General features: G+C 48.1%; 5 protein-coding genes. All 5 read left to right on the forward strand.

Features of this window, described 5'->3' with window-relative positions; all coding sequences use genetic code 11:
* The first annotated feature begins 163 nt into the window (after window positions 1-163).
* Window positions 164-670 (forward strand): hypothetical protein, encoded by a 507-nt coding sequence (locus tag ACOMG9_RS17145; protein WP_448217789.1) that lies wholly within the window; start codon window positions 164-166, stop codon window positions 668-670.
* On the forward strand, window positions 648-4,199 hold the full coding sequence (locus tag ACOMG9_RS17150; protein WP_448217790.1) for a hypothetical protein: 3,552 nt from the start codon (window positions 648-650) through the stop codon (window positions 4,197-4,199). Before ACOMG9_RS17145 ends, ACOMG9_RS17150 begins: the two co-directional genes overlap by 23 nt.
* A gap of 200 nt (window positions 4,200-4,399) precedes the next feature.
* Window positions 4,400-14,470 (forward strand): coiled-coil domain-containing protein, encoded by a 10,071-nt coding sequence (locus ACOMG9_RS17155; RefSeq protein ID WP_494529153.1) that lies wholly within the window; start codon window positions 4,400-4,402, stop codon window positions 14,468-14,470.
* 161 nt (window positions 14,471-14,631) lie between these two features.
* Entirely contained in the window at window positions 14,632-19,299 is a 4,668-nt protein-coding gene (locus ACOMG9_RS17160; RefSeq protein WP_494529154.1) for a hypothetical protein, read from the forward strand.
* Between the two features lie 200 nt (window positions 19,300-19,499).
* Entirely contained in the window at window positions 19,500-25,826 is a 6,327-nt protein-coding gene (locus tag ACOMG9_RS17165) for a hypothetical protein (RefSeq protein WP_448217793.1), read from the forward strand.
* Window positions 25,827-25,887: the final 61 nt, after the last annotated feature.

Below are 25,887 nucleotides of genomic sequence, written 5' to 3' on the forward strand. Positions count from 1 at the left end.
GGGATAAGCTTACCGGATTTGCCGCAATGAACTAGATTCTCTCAACGGCTTATCGAAACAGCCATGAGCGATTAACAGCCATGAGCAATTAGCAGCCGTTTCACCGCCCAAGGTGTAAGTCACTTGCCACAGTAATAAAAATACTCAGCTATAAGGTAGTAGAATGACAAATGCCCGCCCCAATGCATTAAGTCTTGCAGTGGCCGTTGCAATCAGTTCTTCCATCATTAGTTCACAGGCACTGGCCGATCGCAAGTTGCAGATAAAAGCTGCCAATATACCGGGCAATGGACATGTGGAGATGACCCTGAGTGAGGTCAGGGTTCAGCCAACTTCAGGGGATGACCAGCAACCAATACCCAAATCCATCACCTACCCTGCTCAGCCTCCTGACAGGTTTAGCCATCACTTTAATTCTGTGGGCTTTACGGAAGCTCTTGCTGACGCTCTTGAGGACGTTTCTGTTGTTGATGTGTTTGCAACAGACGAGAATGACGTTGCTCAGAAATACACCAAAGTCCTGAAAATGGGTGACGATGGCATCTTCAGGTTTACCCATAACCTTGCAGAAAACGAACTGGTCATAAAAGTCAGAAGCTACCAGTACGTCATACGAAGCAAGCAGATGGCTCTGCTGGAGGAGGTTATTGCACGACACGGGTGGATTTAACAATGACCAACCGCCGACGATGACAAACGAAGACAGGGAGGCGATGCATGCATTTGGATACTATGAATTTCTTCAGCAGGCATTGGTCAGTGCCACTCCTGCTGCAGCGGCTCGAACGAATCAATTTGGGCTCACACTGGAACACATCAGGCTCACTTCATTAGCCATTACGCCAACCTGGCAGCAGATTCAACTGGCAAAATACTTCAGCTTCAAACCCATGCTCAGAGATAGTCTGACTGAACAGCATTTTGTTAAGAGTATTCTGAATCATCTACCCTCTGTTGACGCCTCACAAAGAAATGCCCTTCGCAACGACGACCCGTTTCTGTCCAAAGTCCTGAGCGATATGACCCAACAGCTGATTGAATGGGAAAGCTCACTGGCAGAGAATCTGGCAACAAAAGGCGAACTCATCCAGGTCAGAAAGCAGTTAAAGCTCATAACGGAGAAAGACATCAGAACACCCGTTGACCCAGAAGCCATGCCTGAAGTCATTGAAAAACTGACTGCCGTGGAAAAAGCCCTGGCGATGAATATCCTCGGTAGAGAGGACGATTTGTACTACCGTCGTGAAGCCATTTCCGGGGAAATTCAGAGATACATCACAAAAGTCAGTCAACAGGCAGAGGGAGAGGCACTGAAAGACGCGAATGAGCGAGCCATAAGACAACAAAAAGCGATACTAAAAACGTTAGAGGACAGGCTGAACATCGACATTAGCGAAAACTCTGCTGCTAAAAAAAGAGGCAATAGTTTCACTGACAAACTGGCAAAAGATCTGCATGCAGCATTTGACATGGATGACGACCTGTCTGATCAGAAAAATACCCTGAGAACCAACATTCAGGAATTAATCGAAAAATCAGAGGCACTCTTCGACGATGAAGCTGCCAGAAGAGCCTGGAACAATGAAATAGCTCAGCAACTCAACATTGAGGATTATAAAGCAGATGACCCTATCGAAAACCAGAACAGTGTGATTGCAACAAAACTCCGACAGCTGGACAAAGAAATGATCAATGAGGATCAACCTGAGGTTAATGATCGTATCGCCGGCATTGAGAATGAACTTGACAGGCAAATGGCCCGGCTGGGACCCAAACCCCGATATGTTCTTGAACGTGAGCTAGCCAGAGCCAGACAAGCAATACAAAAAAGTGAAAGTTGGCTGGAAAGAATGGATGAAGTCCTGAGGACAGCAGAGGAAGCCATCGAAAATAACGTCGGTCCATTCCAGTTCTCGCCGAGACAAGCCAACGTTCTGGCCGATATGGGCACCTTCACGCAGCAGCACTCTCTCAAACAACAGGCTCTGGATGCCGCACTGGGTCTGGCAGAATCAGCATTAAACAGCGGTAAGGTAATACCAGACCTTACGACTTTCGATTTTGACGATGAATTTGCACCGATTCGCTTGCAGGCACTGGCCGGAGACGAACTGACGTTTAATCAGGCCAGTCGGATTGTAGAAGTCTTCAAGAACCTGAAGAAGATTTTTCCGCTCACCCCTGTCGTACCTATGGAAGATCGGCCTCCTGCCGTGGCTAAAAAGCAACAGTCTCTGGATGCTGCACTGGGTCAGGTAGAGTCAGCAATCAACACCGGTAAGACAATACCCAACCTTGCGACTTTCGATTTTGACGATGAATTTGCACCACTTGGCCTGCAGGCGCTGGTGAGGGACGATCTGACATTTGATCGGGCCGGTCAGATTGTGGAAGTCTTCAAAAATCTGAAAACGAGCTTCCCTGCCGAGCCTCTGGAAGATCAGCCTCAGAATGTCATTGAACAAGTCCAGGCTCTGGCAGACAGAGCCTGGAATGAGATGAAAACCGGGGCTAAACAATACGACGACGAAATTCACAGCATGGGCAGAAGAGCCATTCACTTCGTCGGGCATGAACCAAAGGACCTGAAAGACTTCTCGGAATACTTCGAGGCCCATTCTGCCAGCGGTAACAGGATAATGGCTCTACTGCGGGAAGGTCTGATCAGCAAAATTGAACTTGAGAACTACATGAAAGCTGTCAGAGTTGTCGATGGTCATCAGACAGTGGATGAATTTGAACACTTCCTTGGCTACAAACACGGCATCCATATGACTGAGTTCAGGAAAGTTGTCCAGATGCTGTCGGATCAGGGTGCTGAGGAATTCATGCAGAGTGCCTTCACTCCTGTAGCCGCTACTGCAACTGGCCCGGCAGGTATGAAAGAGTCGGTTGTCGGCATGACAGAGTACGCAGCTGCAGTCATCGCCAACTACGTTCTTGATGATATTGCCTTTGACAATGGCCGCAGGACGGCAGCGTTTCTGGCCAATGCTCAGGAGACCCTGACCCCCTACGCCAATGCTGTCGGGATGTCTGAATCAGACCTGATCAAGATTGTCCATGACACATTGATGCAGGCTCATGCTGCGGCGGTTGAGCGGCAGCTGTCGGATTACTGGATCAAACCTTCAGCCTTCCTGGTACAGGCTGTCACCTGGTATTACTCCAGCTACAAACCACTGCTGGTGAGCACTAACGCTCGGCGGGCTGCCGAGCTATCCCTCTCAAACATGTCGTTCCTCTATCTGCTGGACCTGACCAACAGGGGTGATTATCTGCACAGAATGCTCACACCTTTCCAGCACTGGCTGGAACGCTACGGCGTTGACCTTGACCGAACCGGCCAATATGCCTATCACTGCGGCATTGAACAAATCTCTGAAGTGGGCGGACTGGCCATGCCACTGGGCAAAGCCGCTTCATCAGTCATTCTGTTAAAAACCGGCTCTGCGCTGTTTGCCAGACAGTACAATGCCAACCCACACAGGTATCGCAGCATTTCCCGTCTGGTGCCGGAAATAGTGAAATCCATGGGTTCCGCGCAAGGGGTTCAGGTACCGCTGCTGAACAGGGTGAGACCACAAAAAGTAAAAACGCTGGCCTCTGCCACAGCCGGTCTGGTGCTGGGTCCGGTAGCCACTGTCGGAGCATACGCCCAGGGTCTTATATCCGGGTTCACCTATGCTCAAACCTTTGGCTTTGCTCTGGCGTCCGGTCTCACTTTCGACTTCTTCATGAACGACAACAAGATGCTCACTCAATGGCTGGGTGGACCTCTGGGTCGTAGCCTTGACAGGATTAATCGCTGGCGCGGCGTCGGTGAAACCCAGGATGAATATCTGAAACGTACGACCATTGCGACACCTCAACGCTATAGTGAAACCGAAGAAGAGTACGCAAGCCGCGTTAAGACAGACGACACTGTGTATGGCTGGACTCGACACGAAAACTACCTGCAGTTCCGTGAACGCCGTGATCGAACCATGAAACTGTTCGAGAATAGCTGGGAGAAATACTTCAGGGAAAATGTGCCCAAATGGTCGTTCTCCCATGCAGAAAGTATTCCTTATTCCTACACTCTGGGTGCCTTTTTTGAGTCGGGGACCGCAGAGCCTGAGCAACCTTCCGCAACCGTGAAAGCAGCACCGGTTGGGGGAGGTATGCATTCCCACGCAGAGCGTAGGAACGAGTTGTAATTTCACTGGCATTGAACTTTGCCACGTGAATTAAATTCGCTTAACAGCTAGCGGATTTGCCACTGTGAACTAAATTCTCTCAACAGCTTACCGGAACAGCCATGAGCGATTGACAGCCAAGAGCCTTTGTAAGCTGTTTCCTCGCCAGGTGTGGCAAACACTTTTCACTGTAATCAAAGTACCAACTCTGAGGTAGTAGAATGACAAATGCCCGCCCCAATGCATTAAGCCTTGCAGTAGCCATTGCCCTCAGCTCTTCCATCATCAGTACACAGGCAATAACCGAGCGCAAGCTGCAGACAAAATCTCTTGATATCTCTAACGAAGGACATTTGTCGTTTACACAGAGTCTGGTCAGTGTTCAGCCAACTTTAGCGGGTGACCAGCAACCAATACCCAAATCCTTTACCACTACTTACCTTGATCAGACTCAAGACAGAGAAGGCTATGCGGTTCCCTCTGAGGGTTTTACAGACATTCTTTCTGCCGTTAGTGCTGACGTCACCAGTGTTGATCTGTTTGAAACAGGCGAGAATGACATTGCTCAGAAATACACCAAAGTCCTGAAGGTAGGCGATGAGGAAGTCTTCAGGTTCACCCATAGCCTTGAAGAAACGAAACTGATCATTGAAGTCAGAGCCGGAATGACCGACCAGGAGACCGTTGACGCTGTTCGTGATCAATTAACGGTCAAACCGTCATTAGAACCCTCAACGAAAATAGCCAGACCCGAACAACTGCATGCAGTCCTGGAAGGTGCCGATGACAGAGCAGGAGACCTCGGCACAAGCAACTACTATGTTGCCCTCGCCACCATTAAAGTAGAACCCGTTGAAGTGAATGGGCGAACGTTTATGCGTCTCATCGCTTCGGGCGATCAACCCCCTGAACTGAACCGCCTTACTCAATCGCTCTTTGTCAATGATGAAGCGCTTCTGGCCGCAGCCACCTCGGCCTACATCCAGGTTCATGTCCTGAAAGAGGAGTTGCAACAGGAAGCTCTTGATAGACTGCTGGCACTGAGCAAACCCGTCGGATATGTTATGCAAAGAGAAGATTCCACAAGGGTTTACCCTGCGCCTTCGGGTTATCCAAAGCTGGTACCCAGTCATACTCTGGAAGATACTATTGTCTTCTATAGTCAGAAACTGAATCCAGCCGATGTCGCTTTTGTAGAAAACCTCTATAAACTTCTGGCAGAAGCTGAGCCTGATGGCCTCACTCACGCAACAACAAAGGTTAAAACATATAAGGTCAAAAGCTACCAGCATGTTATTCGAAGCAGGCAGTGGGCACTGCTGGAGGAGTTGGCTGCCCAGGGCAATACTGAATTCAGCAAGGATAAACTGACTTCGCTTGCATACTATGAATCTCTCCGGCAGGCATTATACAGCGCCAGGCCTTATAGAACGGATGAATTTGAACTCACATTAGAACATCTCAAAGTCACTTCATCAGTCCTCACGCCAACCTGGATACATTATCAACTGGTAAGACACTTCGGTTTCCGTAGCGCAATGAAAACTCTTCTGACTGACCAGCGCTTTATTCAGAGTATGGAGGAATTGATACCCTTTATCAGAGTTATCCACAAAGTGCAGGTCGATGGAGATGAAGAGTTTGCTGCCAAAGTCGTGAAAGGCATGTCAGCGCAGATGATTAATACCTATAACAAAATAGAGGCGCTGCGGACAAAAGAAGGCGAGTACAACAGGCTTCTAAAACACCTGGAGGACAATGCAAAGGAAAAACTCAGAGCCCTTGAACTCAAACATGAGCTTGCGCAGAGTCGTAAAGCGCTGGAAGAACTGCGAAACCGGTCACAGAAACTGCAGCAGGAAGTCGAACGAATTCCGGCATTGGAAAAACAAGTTCTTGATGCCAGGGCAGACGCCTCAAAAGTATACAACAGTCAACTGGCAAAGGAGCTTGGTATTGAGAACTGGGATTATACCCAGCCAACCGAAGAACAAGCCAGAATAATCATAAATAAAATTGATGAAATCAACCAAATGGTGGCGGCAACAGGAAAAGCTGATTTTTATAAACAGGCTATACGTATGGAAATGGCAGCCATTGAAACCATTTTCCAAATTACTCCGGCCGATAAAGACGATCTGGATGCCCGCTTCAGTTCCATTTACGAGCAGTTGCTACAAAAGTCAGAGCCAGCCTTTAAGGGGGCTCAACAGGCACTGGCTATGGCAGAAGATAAGCTCGGCCTGACAGCGGATAACAAAGAAGACCTTATAGCCCGCTTCCGTAGCATTCTCGAACTTCTCAGGCAGATGGGGCGCGAGTCCGCTCAACAACTTTTTCAGGATCAACAGGAGCAGGAAGAACAGAAAAACCAGTTACAGAAACTTCAGCAGGAAGCCAAACGAATTCCAGAGCTGGAACAAAAGGTTCATGATGCCAGAACAGATGCCACAAAAGACCGCAACGCTCAAACGGCAGCAGAGCTTGGTATTGAGAACTGGGACGATACCCTGCCACTGGAAGAACAAGCCAGACTCATCAGAAAAAAAATTCAGGCAATCAAACCATCGGTTGCCGCAACAGAAGAGCCTGATGAAGAAACTGTAAAAGCAAAACCGCCGGGCACTGGCAACAAACGTCGCATTATTTTGGTCAGTGAAGACCAGCTGCAAACCCTTATGCTCACCCGCGAGCAGCTGCAACAAAATCCGGAACAACCCGACGAGGACTTTCGGGAAAAACTGTCTAACCTGGAAGACCAGCTCGGCTTGGTCCCGAATAAAGAAGAGGACCTGGAAGCCCGTCATCAGAACATTCTGAAACACCTTGAGCAAAAGACATTTGATGCCTATCAACGAGAGCAGAAAGAACGAAAAAAACGCTTAGAGATGCTTCTGCAGATAGGAGAGGAAAACCAGTTAGAGAAACTTGTGCAGAAAGCCGGTAGGGTTCCAGAGCTGGAAAAGGAACTTCTTACTGTCAAGAGATATGCCAGAAAAATTCGCTGCGCCCAGAGAGCAGCAAAGCTTGGTATTGATGACTGGGATGAAGCCCGGCCACTCGAAGAACAACGCAGACTCATAGAAGAAAAAATTAATGACATATACAGATCAATGGCCGCAACAGGCCATCCTGATGAAGAAACTGTAACAGCAGAACCGGCGGCCATTGGTGGCAGGCGTGTTATTGCTTCGGTCAATAAAAACAATCCGGCGATCCTTCTGTTCATTCAAAAGGAGCTGCAACAAAACACCAAACTATCCGATGAGGAAGTGCAGGAAAAACTGACTATCTTTGAAAGTCATCTCGGCCTGGTTCCGGAAAACAATGATGACCTTGAAGCCCGTCATCGGGCCATTCAGCAACACCTCAAGCAGCAGGCACCCGAGATTGTTCAACAACCCCTTCTGATCACCCACGAGCAGCGGCAACAAAATCCGGAACAACCCGACGAGGACTTTCAGGAAAAACTGTCTGACCTGGAAGACCAGCTCGGCTTGGTCCCGAATAAAGAAGAGGACCTGGAAGCCCGTCACCAGAACATTCTGAAGCACCTTGAACAAAAGGCATTTGATGTCAATCAAAGAGAGCTGAAAGAACGGAAAAACCGGTTGGAGAAGCTTCTGAAGACTGGAGTAGAGAAACTTGTGCATAAAGCCGATACGGTCCCAGAGCTGCAAAAGCAACTTCTTACTGTCAGGAGAATTGCCAGGAACACTAACTACGCTCATACAGCAGCAAGGCTTGGTATTCATGACTGGGACGATACCCTGCCACTCGAAGAACAACAAAGACTCATAGAAGAAGAAATTAATGATATATACAGATCAATGGCCGCAACAGGTCAGCCTGATGAAGAAGCCGCAACGGGAGAGCCAGCGGCCATTAGTGGCAGGCGTGGGATTGCTTCGGTCAATAAAAACAATCCGGCCACCCTTCTGCTCATTCAACAGCGGCTGCAAGGAAACACCAAACTGACCGATGAGGAAGTTCGGGAAAAACTGACTATCTTCGAAGATCATCTCGGCCTGGTTCCGGAAAACAATGATGACCTCAAAGCCCGTCACCGGACCATTCAACAGCACCTCAAGCAACAGATAACCGAGATCGTTCAACAACCTTTTCAGAATCAACAGCAACAGGAAGACAAACGAATTTCAGAGCTGAAACGACAAGTACTCACTGCCAGAGCAGTTGCCACAAAAGTTCGCAACGCTCAACTGGCAGCAGAGCTTGGTATGGAGGACTGGGATGATACCCAGTCACCCGAAGAACAAGCCAGGCTCATTAGAGAAAAAGTTAATGAAATGAAACCATCGGTTGTCACAACAGCTCAGTCTGATGAAGAAACTTTAGAGGCGGAACCGTCGGCCATGCAGATAGGAGAGGAAAACCAGTTAGAGAAGCTTGTGCAGAAAGCCGATATGGTTCCAGAGCTGCAAAAGCAACTTCTTACTGTCAGGAGAGTTGCCAGGCAGGCTAACTACGCTCATACAGCAGCAAGGCTTGGTATTGATGACTGGAATGAACTCCTGCCACTCGAAGAACAACACAGACTCATAGAAGAAAAAATTAATGACATATACAGATCAATGGCCGCAACAGGTCAGCCTGATGAAGAAGCTGTAACGACAGAATCCGCGGCCATTAGTGGCAGGCGTGGGATTGCTTCGGTCAATAAAAACAATCCGGCCACCCTTCTGCTCATTCAAAAGCGGCTGCAAGGAAACACCGAACTGGCCGATGAGGAAGTTCGGGAAAAACTGACTGTCTTTGAAAGTCATCTCGGTCTGGTTCCGGAAAACAATGATGACCTTAAAGCCCGTCACCAGGCCATTCAGCAACACCTGAAGCAGCAGGTAACAGAGACTGCTCAACAACCTTTTCAGAATCAACACCAACAGGAAGACAAACGAATCTCAGAGCTGGAACAACAAATACTCACTGCCAGAGCCGATGCCACAAAAGTTCGCAACGCGCAACTGGCAGCAGAGCTTGGTATGGATGACTGGGATGATAGCCAGTCATCCGAAGAACAAGCCAGGCTCATTAGAGAAAAAATTAATGAAATAAAACCATCGGTTGCCACAACAGGACAGTCTGATGAAGAAGCTGTAAAAGCAAAACCGCCGACCATTAGCCAAAAGCGCGGCATTACTTCGGTCGATGAAGAAGATCCGGCTGCCCTTCATTTCACTCCACGGCGACAGCGCCTGGAACAAAACGAAGAACTACCCTATCCGGAAATTCTGGAAAGACTGACTTTCTTTGAAAATAAACTCGGCCTGGTTCCGGAAAACGAAGATGACCCTGAAGTCCGCCTCCTGAGCCTGCATCAGGGCATTCAGAAGGAGTCACGCAGGGCTTATCTGCAACATGTTGAGAACCAGGAAGAACTGGCAAAACGGAGAAACTGGCTAAAGTTTCTTCAGGATGAAGTTAATCGAATTTCAATACCGAAAAAAGAAGCCCCTGAGTCAATGGAGGAAAACAGAAAAAATTACAACATTCAGTTGGCAGCAGCGCTCGAAATTGATGACTGGGATGATACCCAGCCACTGGAACAACAAGACAGCCTCATTAGACAGAAAATTCGTGGTCTCAAGCAACCGGCGACCGTAGCTCAGATTACCGCATCATCAATGACCCCGACAACGATTGCCCCAACACCGGTTATCGCAACATCATTGGTGACTGCAACATTATCGGTGACCACAACGAATGCCGCAACCGCACAAACTCCGCAAGAAGCTTTCAAAGAAACTCTGGCGGCCATTGAAAGCAGGCACAATATTACTCCAGACGACGAAAATGATCTGCTTGCCCGCTGTCAGTTTGTGCAACAGTACCTGCAGCAAAAACATGCAGAATTAGCCGATTTTAGCGAAGTCAAGAATAAACTGGCCTGGATTGAAGGTCAGCTCGGCCTGACCCCTGGTATCGAAAGAGACCCGGAAGTTCGCTGTCAGACCATTAGGCAACACCTTGGGGAGCAGAATGCCCAAATCGCTCAACAACAGCAGTTTCTTCAGCAACAGAGCATAGGCACAGAGGCTGAAATAGAAGCTGAAATCAAAGCCCGCTATGCAACCATTGCCGCACATTTAAACATTGAGAATTTTGATAGCAATGCAGATATTGGCGATCAACAAAAACATCTGCTTCAAGAACTCAAGAAACTAAATCTTCAACAGGATCTGCTTCTTTCAAAACGGAAACCACAATTCCCTGATACCAGAGAAGAGGACTATGGAGATGTTGCCGGTATATCGGTTACCGTAAAATCCATTGCCTCAAGACCGGTTAGCGCAACGCCGGTTGCGACAGCTTCGATTGCCCCAACACCCGTTAGCGCAATGCCAGTTGCAACGGCTTCTATTGTCTCAACACCCGTTAGCGCAATGCCGCTTGCAACAGCTTCCATTGCCTCAACACCCGTCAGCGCAACGCCGTTTGCAACAGCTTCCATTGCCTCAACAGCACACTATCAGGAAGAAAAATTAAAGAAAAAACTGCCTGCCATTGCAAGCTGGTACGATTTTACTTCAGACAATGAACCGGAAGTCCTTCATAAATCCGTTAAACGAGACATTAAGCAGCGGTTAGCCCGGATCACTCAACAAAAGCAACATCTTCAGCAAAATCTTCAGCAACTTCTTCAGCAACAGAGCACTGGGACAAGCGCTGAAAAAGAAGCTGAAATAAAAGCCCGCTTTGCAACCATTGCTGAACATTCAAACATTGAGGGTTTTGATAGCCATGCAAATATTGACGTTCAACAAGAACTCCTGATTCAAAAATTTGAGGAAATAAATGCCCGGGAGCAAGATCTGCGTCAACAACTTTATGCAATGGCCAATCAACAGGATATAGAGCATTCTTACACCCTGGCCAGAAAAGATGCTCTGGCAGCGGTTATTGGTTTAGATCAGGTTCCTGAAGATCGTGCCGCCCTGGAGTTAATAGTTCATGACAAGCTCTCCCAGCTTGGAGAGCTGGAACAAGAACTGGAAGACATCAGAACACCAGGCCATCCAAAAGCCATGTCTGAAGTATTGAGAACACTTCGTGCCGCAGAAAAAGTACTGAAGAATGAACGCCTCACTAAGGAGCAAGATGTGTATTTGCGTCGCCTGTACATTTCTGCAGACATGAGGGCATTCATCAGAGAAGCCAGAAAGCACTCAGAGAATAAGGCCCTGATGACACTGAGTTATCTGGAAAACTTACTCAACATCAAAGCCGATGAAGATGATCACAAGGCAGCAAGACTGAAGAGCGTTCTTACAAGGCTTGATGATGGTGATATCTCCAATTATCAGCTGGATCAGATGGACATGAACCTCTGGCCGGAAATTGACAGGTCGCGGGAAAATCTGGAGCAGGTGAGAATGGATCTCAGACTCTTATGTATTCGTGATCGTCTTATCTTTATAGTCAAAGAATCGGATAAGCGAGCCATAGAAAAACAGGCAGAGTACCTTGTTGCTCTGGAGAAAGAGCTCAATATCGATCCTGATAAAAACCCTGCTGCAAAAGCAAGAGGCAAAACTTTCCTGGCCAAACTGGCCACTGATCTGCAGATAGAGTTTTATGACGACGATTCAAAACTGTCTAAACAGTACGCACTGAGAAGCAGAATTCAGAAATTAAGGGTAGAAGTAAACGAAATCCATGACGATGAAGGTGTCAGAAGGATCAAAAACAATAAAATTGCTGAGCAACTTGATATTAAGGACTATGGAGATGATGCCGGTATAGACGAACAAAATAGTCTGATTGAGGCAAAACTTGAGCAGCTGGAGGCAGAATTTTTCAAAGCGGTCCAGCTTGACGTTAATGAGCGTATCGCAGCTATCGATGATGCGCTTGACAGGCAAATGGCTCGCCTGGGACCTAAACCCCGCTACGTTCTTGATCGTGATGTTGCCATGGCCAGGCGAGCAATACTGGCAGCTGAAACCAAGCTGGAATGGCTTCATCGTAAGCTGAATGATCTTCCACGCAAAAAATTGGCCGTTATGATTGCCAATGACGTTCACCCTGTTCCGGATGAAAACGACGAAGCTGCCGCAAAAAATCTGAACACCCGGATAAAAGATGACCTCGGATCACTGGCAGAGATTCAGGAACAGGCTCGCCTGGAAGGTGAAATTGAAACCCAAAAAGCAGACATTGTGAAACTGAAGGAAGCCCTGAATACTGCAGAAAAAGCCGTCATAGGTGATGGCGGTCCCTTCCAGTACTCCCCGGATCAGGAAAAAGTTCTGAACGCCATCCACAAATTCACGAAGCAGCACCCTCTCAAAAAACGAGCTCTGGAAGCCGCAATTGGCCTGACAGAAGCAGCGATAGAGCGTGGCAAGGCAATACCATTCTTTACGAGTTTCGATTTTAACGATGAATTTGCAGCCATTCACCTGCAGGCAATGATCGGAGACAAACTGACGTTTGAACAGGCCGGTCGGATTGTGGAAATTTTCAATGACCTGAAGGCCACCTTCCCGGAATCCCCATCCGGGTCTGTAGAAGATCAACCCCGGAATGTGCTGAAAGAAATCGAGATTCTGACGGACAGGGCCAGGATGCACTTAGAAGCCGGGGCCCGACAATACGACGTCGAAATTCGCGGCATGGGCTTAGCAGGCATTCACTACGTCGAGCAAGAATCAAAGGACCTGAAAAGCTTCTCGGAATACTTCGCTACCCGTTCTGCCAGCGGTAACAAGATCATGGCTCTGCTGCGTGAAGGTCTGATCAGCAAGATTGAGCTTGAGAATTACATGAAAGCTGTCAAAGGTGTTGATGGCTATCAGACAGTGGATGAATTTGAACACTTCCTTGGCCACAAACACGGCATCAGGGTGTCTGACTTCAAAGCCGTTGTCCAGATGCTGTCCGACCAGGGTGTTGAAGAACTCATACAGAGTGCCTTTACTCCTGTATCCGTGACTGCAACTGGCCCGGCGGGGATGAAAGAATCGGTTACCGGTATGACAGAGTACGCAGCGGCTGTCATCGCCAACTACGTTCTTGATGATATTGCCTTTGACAATGGCCGCAGGACGGCAGCCTTCCTGAGCAATATTCAGGATACCCTGACACCCTATGCCAATGCTGTCGGGATGTCTGAATCAGAGCTGATCAGGATTGTCCATCACACATTGATGCAGGCTCACTCCGCAGCGGTTGAGCAGAAACTCAATGATTACTGGGTCAAACCTTCAGCCTTCCTGGTACAGGCTGTCACCTGGTACTACTCCAGCTACAAACCTCTTCTGGCAACTCATAGCGACTGGCAGGCTGCCCAACTGTCCCTTGCAAACATGTCATTCCTCTATCTTCTGGATCTGACCAACAGAGGTGATTACCTGCACAGAATGCTCACACCTTTCCAGCACTGGCTGGAACGCTACGGTGTTGATCTTGACCGAACCGGCCAATATGCCTATCACAGCGGCATTGAACAAATCTCTGAAGTGGGCGGGCTGGCCATGCCACTGGGCAAAGCCGCTTCTTCAGTCATTCTGTTGAAAACCGGCTCTGCGCTGTTTACCAGACAGTACAATGCCAACCCCCGCAGCTATCGCAGCCTTTCCCGTCTGGTGCCGGAAATAGTGAAATCCATGGGTTCCGGACAAGGGGTTCAGGTACCGCTGCTAAACAGTGTGACACCACAAAAAGTAAAAACGCTGGCCTCTGCCACAGCTGGTCTGGTGCTGGGTCCGGTGGCCACTGTCGGAGCATACGCCCACGGACTTCTATCCGGTTTCACCTATGCTCAAACCTTCGGCTTCGCTCTGGCGTCGGGTCTCACTTTCGACTTCTTTATGAACGACAACAAGATGCTCACTCAATGGCTGGGTGGACCTCTGGGCCGTAGCCTTGACAGGATTAATCGCTGGCGCGGCGGCGGTGAAACCCAGGATGAATATGTGAAACGTACCGCCATTGCCACACCTCAACGCTATAGTGAAACCGATGAAGAGTACGCAAACCGCGTTAAAGCAAATAACACGATGTATGGCTGGACTCGACACGAAAACTATCTGCAGTTCCGTGAACGCCGGGATCGCACCATGAAGATGTTCGACAATAGCTGGGAGAAATACTTCAAGGAAAATGTGCCCAAATGGTCATTCTCCCACGCAGAAAGTATTCCTTACTCCTACACTCTGGGTGCCTTATTTGAGTCAGGGACTGCGGCGCCTGAGGCCGCCTCCACAGCTATGAAAGCAGCACTGGCTGATCACGAGTTTGATAAAGGTAAAAATACCCGCGACGAACTTTGATATCAGAAACCAGTACAAAACTCCAACAACGCGTTCTCACGCTTTTAGGCCCTGTGGCTGCGTGGGAATGCATACCTCTCCAGAAAATCGGACTCTGCAGCAGATTCTCTCAACGGCTTATCGAAACAGCCATCAGCGACTGACAGCTCTGAGGTAGTAGCATGATCAATACTTGCCCCAATGCATTACGACTAGCAGTGGCCGTTGCCATCAGCTCTTCCATCATTACTACAGACGCACGTGCCGAGCGCAGTCTGCAGACAAAATCCGTCGATATTTCGAACAATGGATATAGTGTGTTTACCCAGAGTCTGGTCAAGGTTCAGCCAACTTTAGGGGATGACCAGCAGCCAATACCCAAATCTTTTACCACCATCTACCCTGACCAGACTCCAGTCAGAGAAGGTTTCAGGGTTCCTTCAGATGACTTTACAGACGTTTTTTCCGGCGTCAGTACTCTTGTCTCCATTGTTGATCTGTTTGAAACAGGCGAGAATAACGTTGCTCAAAAATACACCAAAGTACTGAAGGTGGGTGATGAAGCCGTCTTCAAGTTCACCCATAGCCTTGAAGAAAAGGAACTGGTCATTGAAGTCAGGGGCGGGATAACCGATCAGGTTACCGTTGACACTGTAAGTGATCAATTGGCTTGCATCTCATCATTAGAACCCTCAACGAAATTAGCCAGACCCGAACATCTTTATATAGTGCTGGAAGCTGCCAATGACAGAGCAGGAAACCTGGGCACAAGCGATCACTATGTTGCCCTTGCCACCATTAAAGTAGAACAAGTTGAAGTGAATGGGCGTACATTCATGCTTCTTATCTCAGGGGGTGATCAGCCACCTGAACTGAAGCGTCTGGGTCAATCACTCTTTGTCAATGATGAAGCTCTCCTTGTTGCAGCCACTTCTGCCTATATCCAGGTTCATGTTCTGAAAGAGGAATTACAACAGGAGTCTCTTAATAATCTGATGGCACACAGCAAACCCGTCGGATATGTTGTACACGCCGAGGATAACCCGGAGCTTTATCCTGTGCCTGCGGGTTATCCAAAGCTGGAAGCAGTGCAAGCGCGGGAAGACATTATTGTTTTTCATGGTCTGACGCAGAATCCAGCCGATGTCGCTTTTGTAGAAAACCTCTACAAACTCCTGAAAGAAGCTGGGGCTAAAGACCCAGCTCAGACAGTATCAACGAAGGTTAAAAAATATAATGTCAAAAGCTACCAGCATATTATTCGTAGCAGGCAGATGATACTGCTGGAGGAGTTAGCTGCACAGCACGATGCTGAATTCAGTAGAGATAAACTGATTTTGCTTGCATACTATGAATCTCTCCAGCTGGCATTAAGCAGTGCTACGCCAAGTAGCGCCTATGAATTTGAATTCACATCAGGACACTTCAAAGTAACTTCGTCTGTCGTCACGTCAACCTGGATGCATTATCAATTGGTAAAATACTTCGGCTTCAAACGCACACTTAAAAATCTTCTGACTGACCAGCGATTTATTAAGAATATGGAGAAAGTGATACCCATTCTAAGCGATATCGACAAAGCACAGGCCGATACTGGTGACGACGAGAAGTTTGCTGCCAAAGTCATGGAAGACATGTCCAGGCTTCTGAGTGTGACCTATAAAAACATAGATGAGCTGCGGGAAAAAGAAGGCGAATTTAATCGTATTCTAAACCATTTAAAGTGCATAGGTGAGATAGAAACTGGCTTTGAAAGGGAAAAACTCAGAGCACTTAAACTCAAGCAACAAGCTGAGGATGAGCATGCACAGACTCGTAAAGTGCTGGAAGAACTGCAAAACCAGTCACAAAAAATGCTGCAAGAGGTCGAACGAATAGCGCTGGAACAACAAGTTCGTGATGCCAGAGAAAAAGTCACAACAATTCACAACACTGAGCTGGCTGAAGAGCTTGGTATTGATAACTGGGATGATACCCAGCCACCAGAAGAGCAAGCCTCACGCATCAGAGAGCGAATTAATAAAATCTTCACAGCAGCTGCCGCAACAGGACAGCCTGAAAAAGACACCGTAAGAACAAATCTGGCCGCTATTGAAGGCCAACTCGGTATTGTTCCAGATAATGAAAACGATCTGGATGCCCGCTTTCAATCCATTCAACAGCACCTGCAACAACACCTGCAACAACAAGAAAAATTAACTCATAAAGAAGTCTGGAACAGACTGACTAACTTTGAAGGTCAGCAACATCTTCAGCATATACAAAAGCTGGAAAAACAAAAAAACCGGTTGCAGGAATTTAAGCAGAAAGTTGATCATATGCCAACGCTGAGAGAAAAAGTCCGTGACCCCCTATTAATAACCATGGAAGATTACAACTTTCAACTGGCAGATGAGCTTGGTATTGAATTGGATGTGTTCGAGTTACCTGAAGAGCAGGCCAGACTCGTCAGCAAAAAAATTCGTAAAATCAGCAAATCGGAGCAGCCTCAGAAAGAGGCTGTAAAAAAAATACTGGCGTCCATTGAAAGCGAGCATGGTATTACTCCAAAAAATGAAAATGATCTGGCTGGCCGCCTTGAGACTATTCAGCAGGAACTGCGATATCAACTGCAAGAAGAGACAGATCTGATCGACAATAGAATCCACTACGACCTGGCTGACATTGAAGGTCAATTCGGCCTGGTTCCGGATAACGTAAATGACCTGGAATACCGTCAATACACTCTTCAACAGCATCTGAAGCAGCAGATAGCCGAGGTCGGGCAAGAATATCATCGGCAACTGAACATCAGAACAGAAGCTGAAAAAATAGCTGCAACCAAAGCACGCTTTGCAACCATTGCCACACATTTAAACATTCAGGATTTTGATAGCGATGAAGATATTGACGTTCAGCAGGAACGCCTGCTTGAAAAAATCCAGACCATGGAGGCTCAACAAAAAATCCTGTTTCAGAGAGTTGAGGCATTAAATGATCAACAGGATATAGAGAATTCTTACATCCGGGGCCAGCAAAAAGCCGAACATGAAGTACTTGAGACACTCAGTGCAGTAGAAGAAGCGAGGGCTGCAAAGAAAGCCGTCAAGAATGATAGCGGTCCCTTCCAGCTCTCGCCAAGACAGAAGCACATTCTGTACATTATGGGCCACATCGTACAGCAGCACCCTCTTAAGAAACAAGCCCTTGAGGACGCAATGGGTCTGGCAGAGCTGGCAGTAGAGAGCGGTAAGGAAATACCCGACCTTACGACGTTGGAATTTGACGATGAATTGGCACCGATCCGCCTGCAGGCAATGATCGGAGAAGGCCTGATCAGCAAGATTGAACTTGAGAACTACATAAAGGCCGCCCGGGCTGTCGATGGTTATCAGACTGTGGCTGAATTTGAACACTTCCTTGGCTACAGACACGGCGTCAAGCTGCCTCACTTCAAGAGCGTTGTCCAGTTGCTGTCTGACGAGGGTGTTGAGGTGTTCACAAAGAGTGCCTTTACTCCTGTAACCGTGACGGCGACTGGCCCAGCGGGTATAACAGAGTCTCTTGACGGCATGAAAGAGTATGCAACGGCTGTCATTGCCAACTACGTTCTTGATGATATTGCCTTTGACAATGGCCACAGGACGGCAGCCCTCCTGACCAATATTCAGGATACCCTGAAACCCTATACCAATGCTGTCGGGATGTCTGGAACAGACCTGATCAATATTATTCATGACACATTGATGCAAGTTCATGCCGCAGCGGTTGAGCGACAGTTGTCGAATTACTGGGTCAAACCTTCAGCCTTCCTGGTACAGGCTGTCACCTGGTACTACTCCAGCTACAAACCGCTTCTGGTTGTTCATACCCACTGGCAAGCTGCCAATCTGTCCCTGGCAAACATGTCATTCCTCTATCTGCTGGATCTGACCAACAGAGGTGATTACCTGCACAGAATGCTCACACCTTTCCAGCACTGGCTGGAAAGCTACGGCATTGATCTTGACCGAACCGGCCAATATGCCTACCACAGCGGCATTGAACAAATCTCTGAAGTGGGCGGACTGGCCATGCCACTGGGCAAAGCCGCTTCATCAGTCATTCTGTTAAGAACCGGCTCTGCGCTGTTTGCCAGACAGTACAATGCCAACCCTCAAAGCTATCGCAGCCTTTCCCGTCTGGTGCCGGAAATAGTGAAATCCATGGGTTCCGGACAAGGGGTTCAGATGCCGTTGCTGAACAGTGTGACACCAGAAAAAGTAAAAACACTGGCCTCTGCCACAGCCGGTCTGGTGCTGGGTCCGGTAGCCACTGTTGGAGCATACGCCCACGGTCTTATATCCGGGTTCACCTATGCTCAAACCTTTGGCTTCGCTCTGGCGTCGGGTCTCACTTTCGACTTCTTTATGAACGACAACAAGATACTCACCCAATGGCTGGGTGGACCTCTGGGTCGTAGCCTTGACAGGATTAATCGCTGGCGGGGCGTCGGTGAAAGCCAGGATGAATATGTGAAACGTACCGCCATTGCTACACCTCAACGCTATGGTGAAACCGATGAAGAGTACGCAAACTGCGTTAAGAAAGACGACACTGTGTATGGCTGGACCCGAGACGAAAACTACCTGCAGTTCCGTGAACGTCGGGACCGCACTATGAAACTGTCTGAGAATAGCTGGGAGAAATACTTCAGGGAAAATGTGCCCAAATGGTCATTCTCCCACGCAGAAAGTATTCCTTATTCCTACACCCTGGGTGCCTTCTTTGAGTCAGGGACTGCAGCGCCCGAGCAACCCTCCGCAACCCCGAAAGCAGCACCGGTTGGGGGATGTATGCATTCCCACGCAGAGCAAGGGAACGAGTTGTAATTTCACTGGCAGTGAACTTTGCCACGAGAATTAAATTCGCTTAATGGCTAGCGGATTTACCACTGTGAACTAAATTATCTCAACAGCTTACCGGAGCGGCTATGAGCGTTAAAGAGCTATGAGCCTCTGTAAGTTGTTTCCTCGCCAGGTGTGGCAATCGCTTTTCACGATAACCAAAGCACCAACTCTGAGGTAGTAGAATGACAAATGTCCGCCCCAATGCATTAAGCCTTGCAGTAGCCATTGCCATCAGCTCTTCTATCATCAGTACACAGGCGCAAGCCGAGCGCAAGCTGCAGACAAAATCTCTTGATATTTCGAACAGTGAATTCGTGTCGTTTACCCAGAGTCTGGTCAGGGTTCAGCCAACTTTATCGGGTGACCAGCAACCAATACCCAAATCCTTTACCACTACTTACCCTGATCAGACTCAAGCCAGAGACGGCTATACGGTTCCCTCTGATGGTTTTACAGACATTCTTTCTGCCGTTAGTGCTGGCGTCTCCAGTGTTGATCTGTTTGAAACAGGCGAGAATGACATTGCTCAGAAATACACCAAAGTCCTGAAGGTGGGTGATGAGGAAGTCTTCAGGTTCACCCATAGCCTTGAAGAAACGAAACTGACCATTGAAGTCAGAGGCGGAATGACCGACCAGGACACCGTTGACGCTGTTCGTGATCAATTAACTGTCATACCGTCATTAGAACCCTTAACAAAAATAGCCAGACCCGAACAACTGTATGCAGTGCTGGAAGGTGCCGATGACAGAGCAGGAAACCTCGGCACAAGCGACCACTATGTTGCCCTTGCCACCATAAAAGTAGAACCCGTTGAAGTGAATGGACGAACATTTATGCGTCTTATCGCTTCGGGCGATCAGCCCCCTGAACTGAAGCGACTGGGTCAATCGCTCTTTGTCAATGATGAAACGCTTCTGGCCGCAGCTACCTCGGCCTATATCCAGGTTCATGTTCTGAAAGAAGAGTTACAACAAGAGGCTCTTGATAGACTGTTGGCACTGAGCAAACCCATCGGATATGTTGTGCACGAAGAAGATTGCACAAAGGTTTATCCTGCCCCTTCGGGTTATCCAAAGCTGGTACCTGGTCATACTCAGGAAGATACTATTGTTTTCTACAGTCAGAAACTGAATCCAGCCGATATCGCGTTTGTAGAAAACCTCTACAGCCTCCTGACAGAAACTGAGCCTGATGGCCTCACTCACGCAACAACAAAGGTTCAAAAATATAAGGTCAAAAGCTACCTGCATGTTATTCGAAGCAAGCAGTGGGCACTGCTGGAGGAATTAGCTGCCCGGAGCGATGCCGGATTTAGCAAGGATAAACTGACTTCGCTTGCATACTATGAAGCTCTCCAGCAAGCACTGGTCAGCGCTACGCCTCAGATAGCAGATAAATTTGAACTCACATTAGAACATCTCAAAGTCACTTCGTCAGTCATCACGCCAATCTGGATGCACTATCAACTGGTAAAATACTTCGGTTTCTGTGGCGCAACGAAAAGTCTTCTGACTGACCAGCGCTTTATTCAGAATATGGAGGAATTGATACACGTTATCAGAGATATCTACAAAGTTCAGGCCGATGCTCCCGGAGATGAAGAGTTTGCTTCAAGAGTACTGAAAGCCATGTCCCGGCAGATGTTGATTGACACCTATGACAAAATAGATGCGCTGCAGAAAATAGAAGGCGATTACATCAGGCCTATAAAACACTTGGAGCTCACAGCAGAGAAAGACAGGGACAGTGAAAGGGAAAAGCTCAGAGCACCTGAACTCAAGCAACAGACTGAGCATGGGCTTGCAAAAACTCGTAAAGCGCTGGAAGAACAGCAAAACCCGATACAGAAACAGCAGCAGGAAGCCAAACGATTTCCGTCGCGGGTACAACTAGTTACTGATGCCATGGAAAAAGCCACAAAAATTCGCAACGCTGAACTGGCCGAAGAGCTTGGTATTGGCAAATGGGATGATACCCAGACATCAGAGGAGCAAGCCTCACGCATCAGAGAGAGAATTCATAAAATCTTCAGTGCAGTTGCCGCAACGGGACAGCTTGAAGAAGACACTGTAAGAACAAATCTGGCCGCTATTGAAGGCCAGCTCGGTATTGTTCCAGATAATAAAAACGATCTCGATACCCGCTTTCAATCCATTCAACAGCACCTGCAACAACAGGAAAAACTCACCGATAAGGCCGCCTGGAACAGGCTGGCAAACATTGAAGGTCAGCACCGTAAGCAGCATCTTCGGCATCTGCAAAAGCTGGAAAAACAAAAAAACTGGCTACAGGAACTGAAGCAGAAAGTCGATCGAATTCCAGTGCTGAGAGAGGAACTTCGTGATCCCGTAATAGAAACCATAGAAAATTACAACGAGCAACTGGCAGATAAGCTCGGTATTGACAACTGGGTTGAGACCGAGCCAACAATGGCAGAACAAGCCACAATCATCAGAAAAGAAATTCATAAAATCAGCAAATCGGGACAGCTTCCGCAAGAGGGTTTAAAAGAAATACTGGCATCCATTGAAAGCAAGTACGATATTACTCCCAACAATGAAAACGATCTGGCTGCCCGCATTGAGTCCATTCAGCAGCAGCTGCAACAGGAACTGCAACAAAAGACAGAACTCATCGACGACTTAATCTGCACGAGACTGGCTAACTTTGAAGATCAGCTCGGCCTTCCGGATAACGATTATCACCTGGAATACCGGCAATATGCCCTTCAACAACACCTCAAGCAACGGATAGAACAGGTTGGGCAAGAACATCTTTTGCAACTGAGCATCAAAAGAAAAGCTGAAAAAATAGCTGCAACCAAAGCACGCTTTGCAACCATTGCCGCACATTTAAACATTGAGGATTTTGATCGCAATGCAGATATTGACGTTCAACAAGAACGCCTGCTTGAAAAAATCAAGACAATGGATGCTCAAAAAGAAATGCTGTTTCAGAGAGTTGAAACATTGAGTGATCAACAGGATATAGAGAATTTTTACACCCGGGCCAGAAAATGTGCTCTGGCAGCCGCTCTTGATATTGATCTGAGTGAAGACAATACACCAGAAGATCGCAGAACCCTGGAATCAACGGTCAATCTCAAGCTCTTCAGGCTTGCAGAGCTGAAAGAAGAAGTGAAAGAGTCCAGAACCCGGGGCCACCACAAAGCCAAACCTGAAGTACTCGAGACACTCAGAGCCGTAGAAGAAGCCCTTGAGATGAGCGACGTTGATGAAAACGATAGTGTGTATCTTCGTCGCGAGGACATTTCTGAAAACATGCAGGAATTCATCACAGAAGCCAGAGAGCGGGCGGAGGAAGAGGCCTTGGAAATACTGGAAGCCCTGGAACAAGTATTCGAGATCAAAAGCAATGAAGGTGATGACAATGCAGCAAGGCTTGCCAGAGTTCGAACAAGGCTTGATGGCGATCTTTCAGAGGTCATGCAGAATAAGATACATAGTATTGTCTGGCAAGAAGACAGCAGCCTTGTAAATATGAAGGATCTCAAACCCGAGAGCCTTGATACAGATATTACCCTTTCTTATCCAAAAAAAGGGGGGCCAGAATGGCTCGATATACTTCGCAGGCGTCTTACCTATAAAGTCGAAGAGGTGGATGAGCAAGCCAGTGAAATACAGACAAATTATCTTGCAGCTATAGAGAACAGGCTAAAGATCTACCCTCATGAAAACAATGCAGCTGAAGCAAGAAGCATGGTTTTCACTGCCAGGCTGGCCAGAGACCTGCAGGTAGAGTTTGCAAACGATGCCAACCTGCCTGATCGGAGGGATGCCCTGAGAGCCAGAATCAGCACATTATTGGATGAAGTGTACCAAGACTATGAAGACGAAGCGGCCAGAAGAGCCTGGAACAATGAAATCGCTCATCAACTCAACATTAAAGCCTATAAAGATGATGCCACTATCGACGATCAGGTCCGTCAGATTGATGCAAAACTCCGACAGCTGGATGATGAAGCTTTCAGTGCCGGTGAGCCTAACGTTCAAGAGCGTATTGCCGCCATTGAGGATAAGCTTGACAGGCAAATGGCCCGCCTGGGACCTGAACCCCGATATGTTCTTGATCTCAAGGTGACCAGAGCCAGACAAACAATGCAAGAAGCTGAAAGTGAGTTGGAAGCGGCTAATCAGGAACTGAATGCTATTCGTATCAAACACCTTGCATCTGCCGGAACCTTTGCTTTCCTGAAACATATCCCGGATGAAGCAGTTCCTGATATTATTGAAAAAACCGTGGCTGTTAAGCCGGAGTCCGCTGATACCAGTGAACGATGGGTTAAGGCCCTGAGAAACAAGCAGTTACAACTGGGCGGTGATGATGGCGCTGGCGGCGAGATCCGGCAACTGATTCAGAAACACGCCTTTCTGGAAGCAGAAATTGAAACCAGAAAAGCAGACTTTGAGGGAATGAAGGATGCCCTGAAGGCTGCCGAAAAAGCCGTCGAAAATGATGACGGCCCCTTCCAGTACACGCCGAGACAGGCCGATGTTCTGGAAGCTATCCACAAATGCATGCAACAACACCCTCTTAAACGACAGGCTCTGCAAGCCGCAATGGGTCTGGCAGAATCAGCAGCACAAAGCGGTAAGATAATGCCCTGTCTTACGACTTTCAATTTTGACGATGAATATGCGCCCATTCACTTGCAGGCACTGGTCGGAGATAAACTGACGTTTAAACAGACCAGTCGAATGGTGGAAGTCTTCAAGCACCTGAAGACGACCTTCCCGGAATCTTCTCACCAGCCTCTGGAAGAAGTCCAGACTCTGGTACACAGGGCCAGGAATGAGATGAATAAAGGGGCACAACAATACAACGACGAAATTGACGGCATAGGCTCGGCAGGCATTCACTATGTCGAGCATGAAACGGGGGATCTGGAAGGCTTCTCGGAATACTTCGCCAGCCATTCTGCCAGTGGTAACAAGATAATAGGTCTGCTGCGTGAAGGTCTGATCAACAAGGTTGAACTTGAAAACTACCTAAAGGCCATCAGAGGTGTTGATGGTTATCAGACAGTGGATGAGTTTGAACATTTCCTTGGTTATAAACAGGGTGTCAAGGTGCCCGAGTTCAGGAAGGTTATCCAGATGCTGTCCGATGAGGGTGCTGAGCAATTCATGGGGATTGCCATTACTCCTGTGACCATGACCGCAACTGGCCCGACAGCCATGAAAGAGTCTGTTGACAGCATGAAAGAGTACGCCGCTGCTGTCATCGCCAACTACGTTCTGGATGATATTGCCTTTGAAAATGGCCGCAGAATGGCAGCATTTCTGGCCAATGTTCAGGAGACCCTGACACCTTATGCCAACGCTGTCAGCCTGTCTGAGTCAGAACTGATCCAGGCTATTCATGACACATTGATGCAAGCTCATGCCGCAGCGGTTGAGCAGCAGCTCAATGATTACTGGGTCAAACCTTCTGCCTTTCTGGTACAGGCTGTCACCTGGTACTACTCCAGCTACAAACCACTGCTGGTGAACACTAACGCCCGGCGGGCTGCCGAGCTATCCCTCTCAAACGTGGCGTTCCTCTATCTGCTGGACCTCACCAACAGGGGTGATTACCTGCACAGAATGCTCACACCCTTCCAGCACTGGTTGGAACGTTATGGTGTTGATCCTGACCGAACCGGCCAATATGCCTACCACAGCGGCATTGAACAAGTCTCTGAAGTGGGCGGTTTGGCTATGCCATTGGGCAAGGCCGCTTCTTCAGTCATTCTGCTGAGAACCGGCTCCATGTTGTTTGCCAGACAATACAATGCCAATCTGCAGAGGTATCGCAGCATTTCCCGTCTGGTGCCTGAAATAGTGAAATCCATGGGTTCCGGGCAAGGAGTTCAGGTACCACTTCTGAACAGGGTGACACCACAAAAAGTAAAAACACTGGCCTCGACCACAGCCGCTCTGGTGCTGGGTCCGGTTGCCACTGTTGGAGCATACGCCCATGGCCTTATATCCGGATTCACTTATGCGCAAACTTTTGGATTCGCTTTGGCGTCGAGTCTCACTTTCGACTTCTTTATGAACGACAACAAGATGCTCACTCAATGGCTGGGTGGTCCCCTGGGCCGAAGTCTTGACAAATTTAACCGCTGGCGAGGCGCGGGTGAGTCTGACGATGAATATGTGAAACGCACGGCTATTGCCACGCCTCAATACTTCAGTGAAACCGATGAAGAGTACGCCTACCGTGTTAAAGCCAACAACACGATGTACGGCTGGACGCGACATGAAAATTATCTGCAATTCCGTGAACGCCGGGATCGCACCCTCAAACTGTTTGAGAATAGCTGGGAGAAATACTTCAGGGAAAATGTGCCTAAATGGTCGTTCTCCCATGCAGAAAGTATTCCTTACTCCTACACTCTGGGTGCCTTATTTGAGTCCACAACCGTAAAAGCAGCACCGGTTGGTCTTGAGGTCAAGAAATTCGATCTTGATAAAAATAAAAATACCCGCGACGAACTTTGATATCAGAAACCGCTAGAAAACTCTGGTTCCCGTGCTTTCAGGCCCTGTGGGTCCTTGCGTG

This window comes from Endozoicomonas sp. PH6C, from assembly GCF_059322965.1.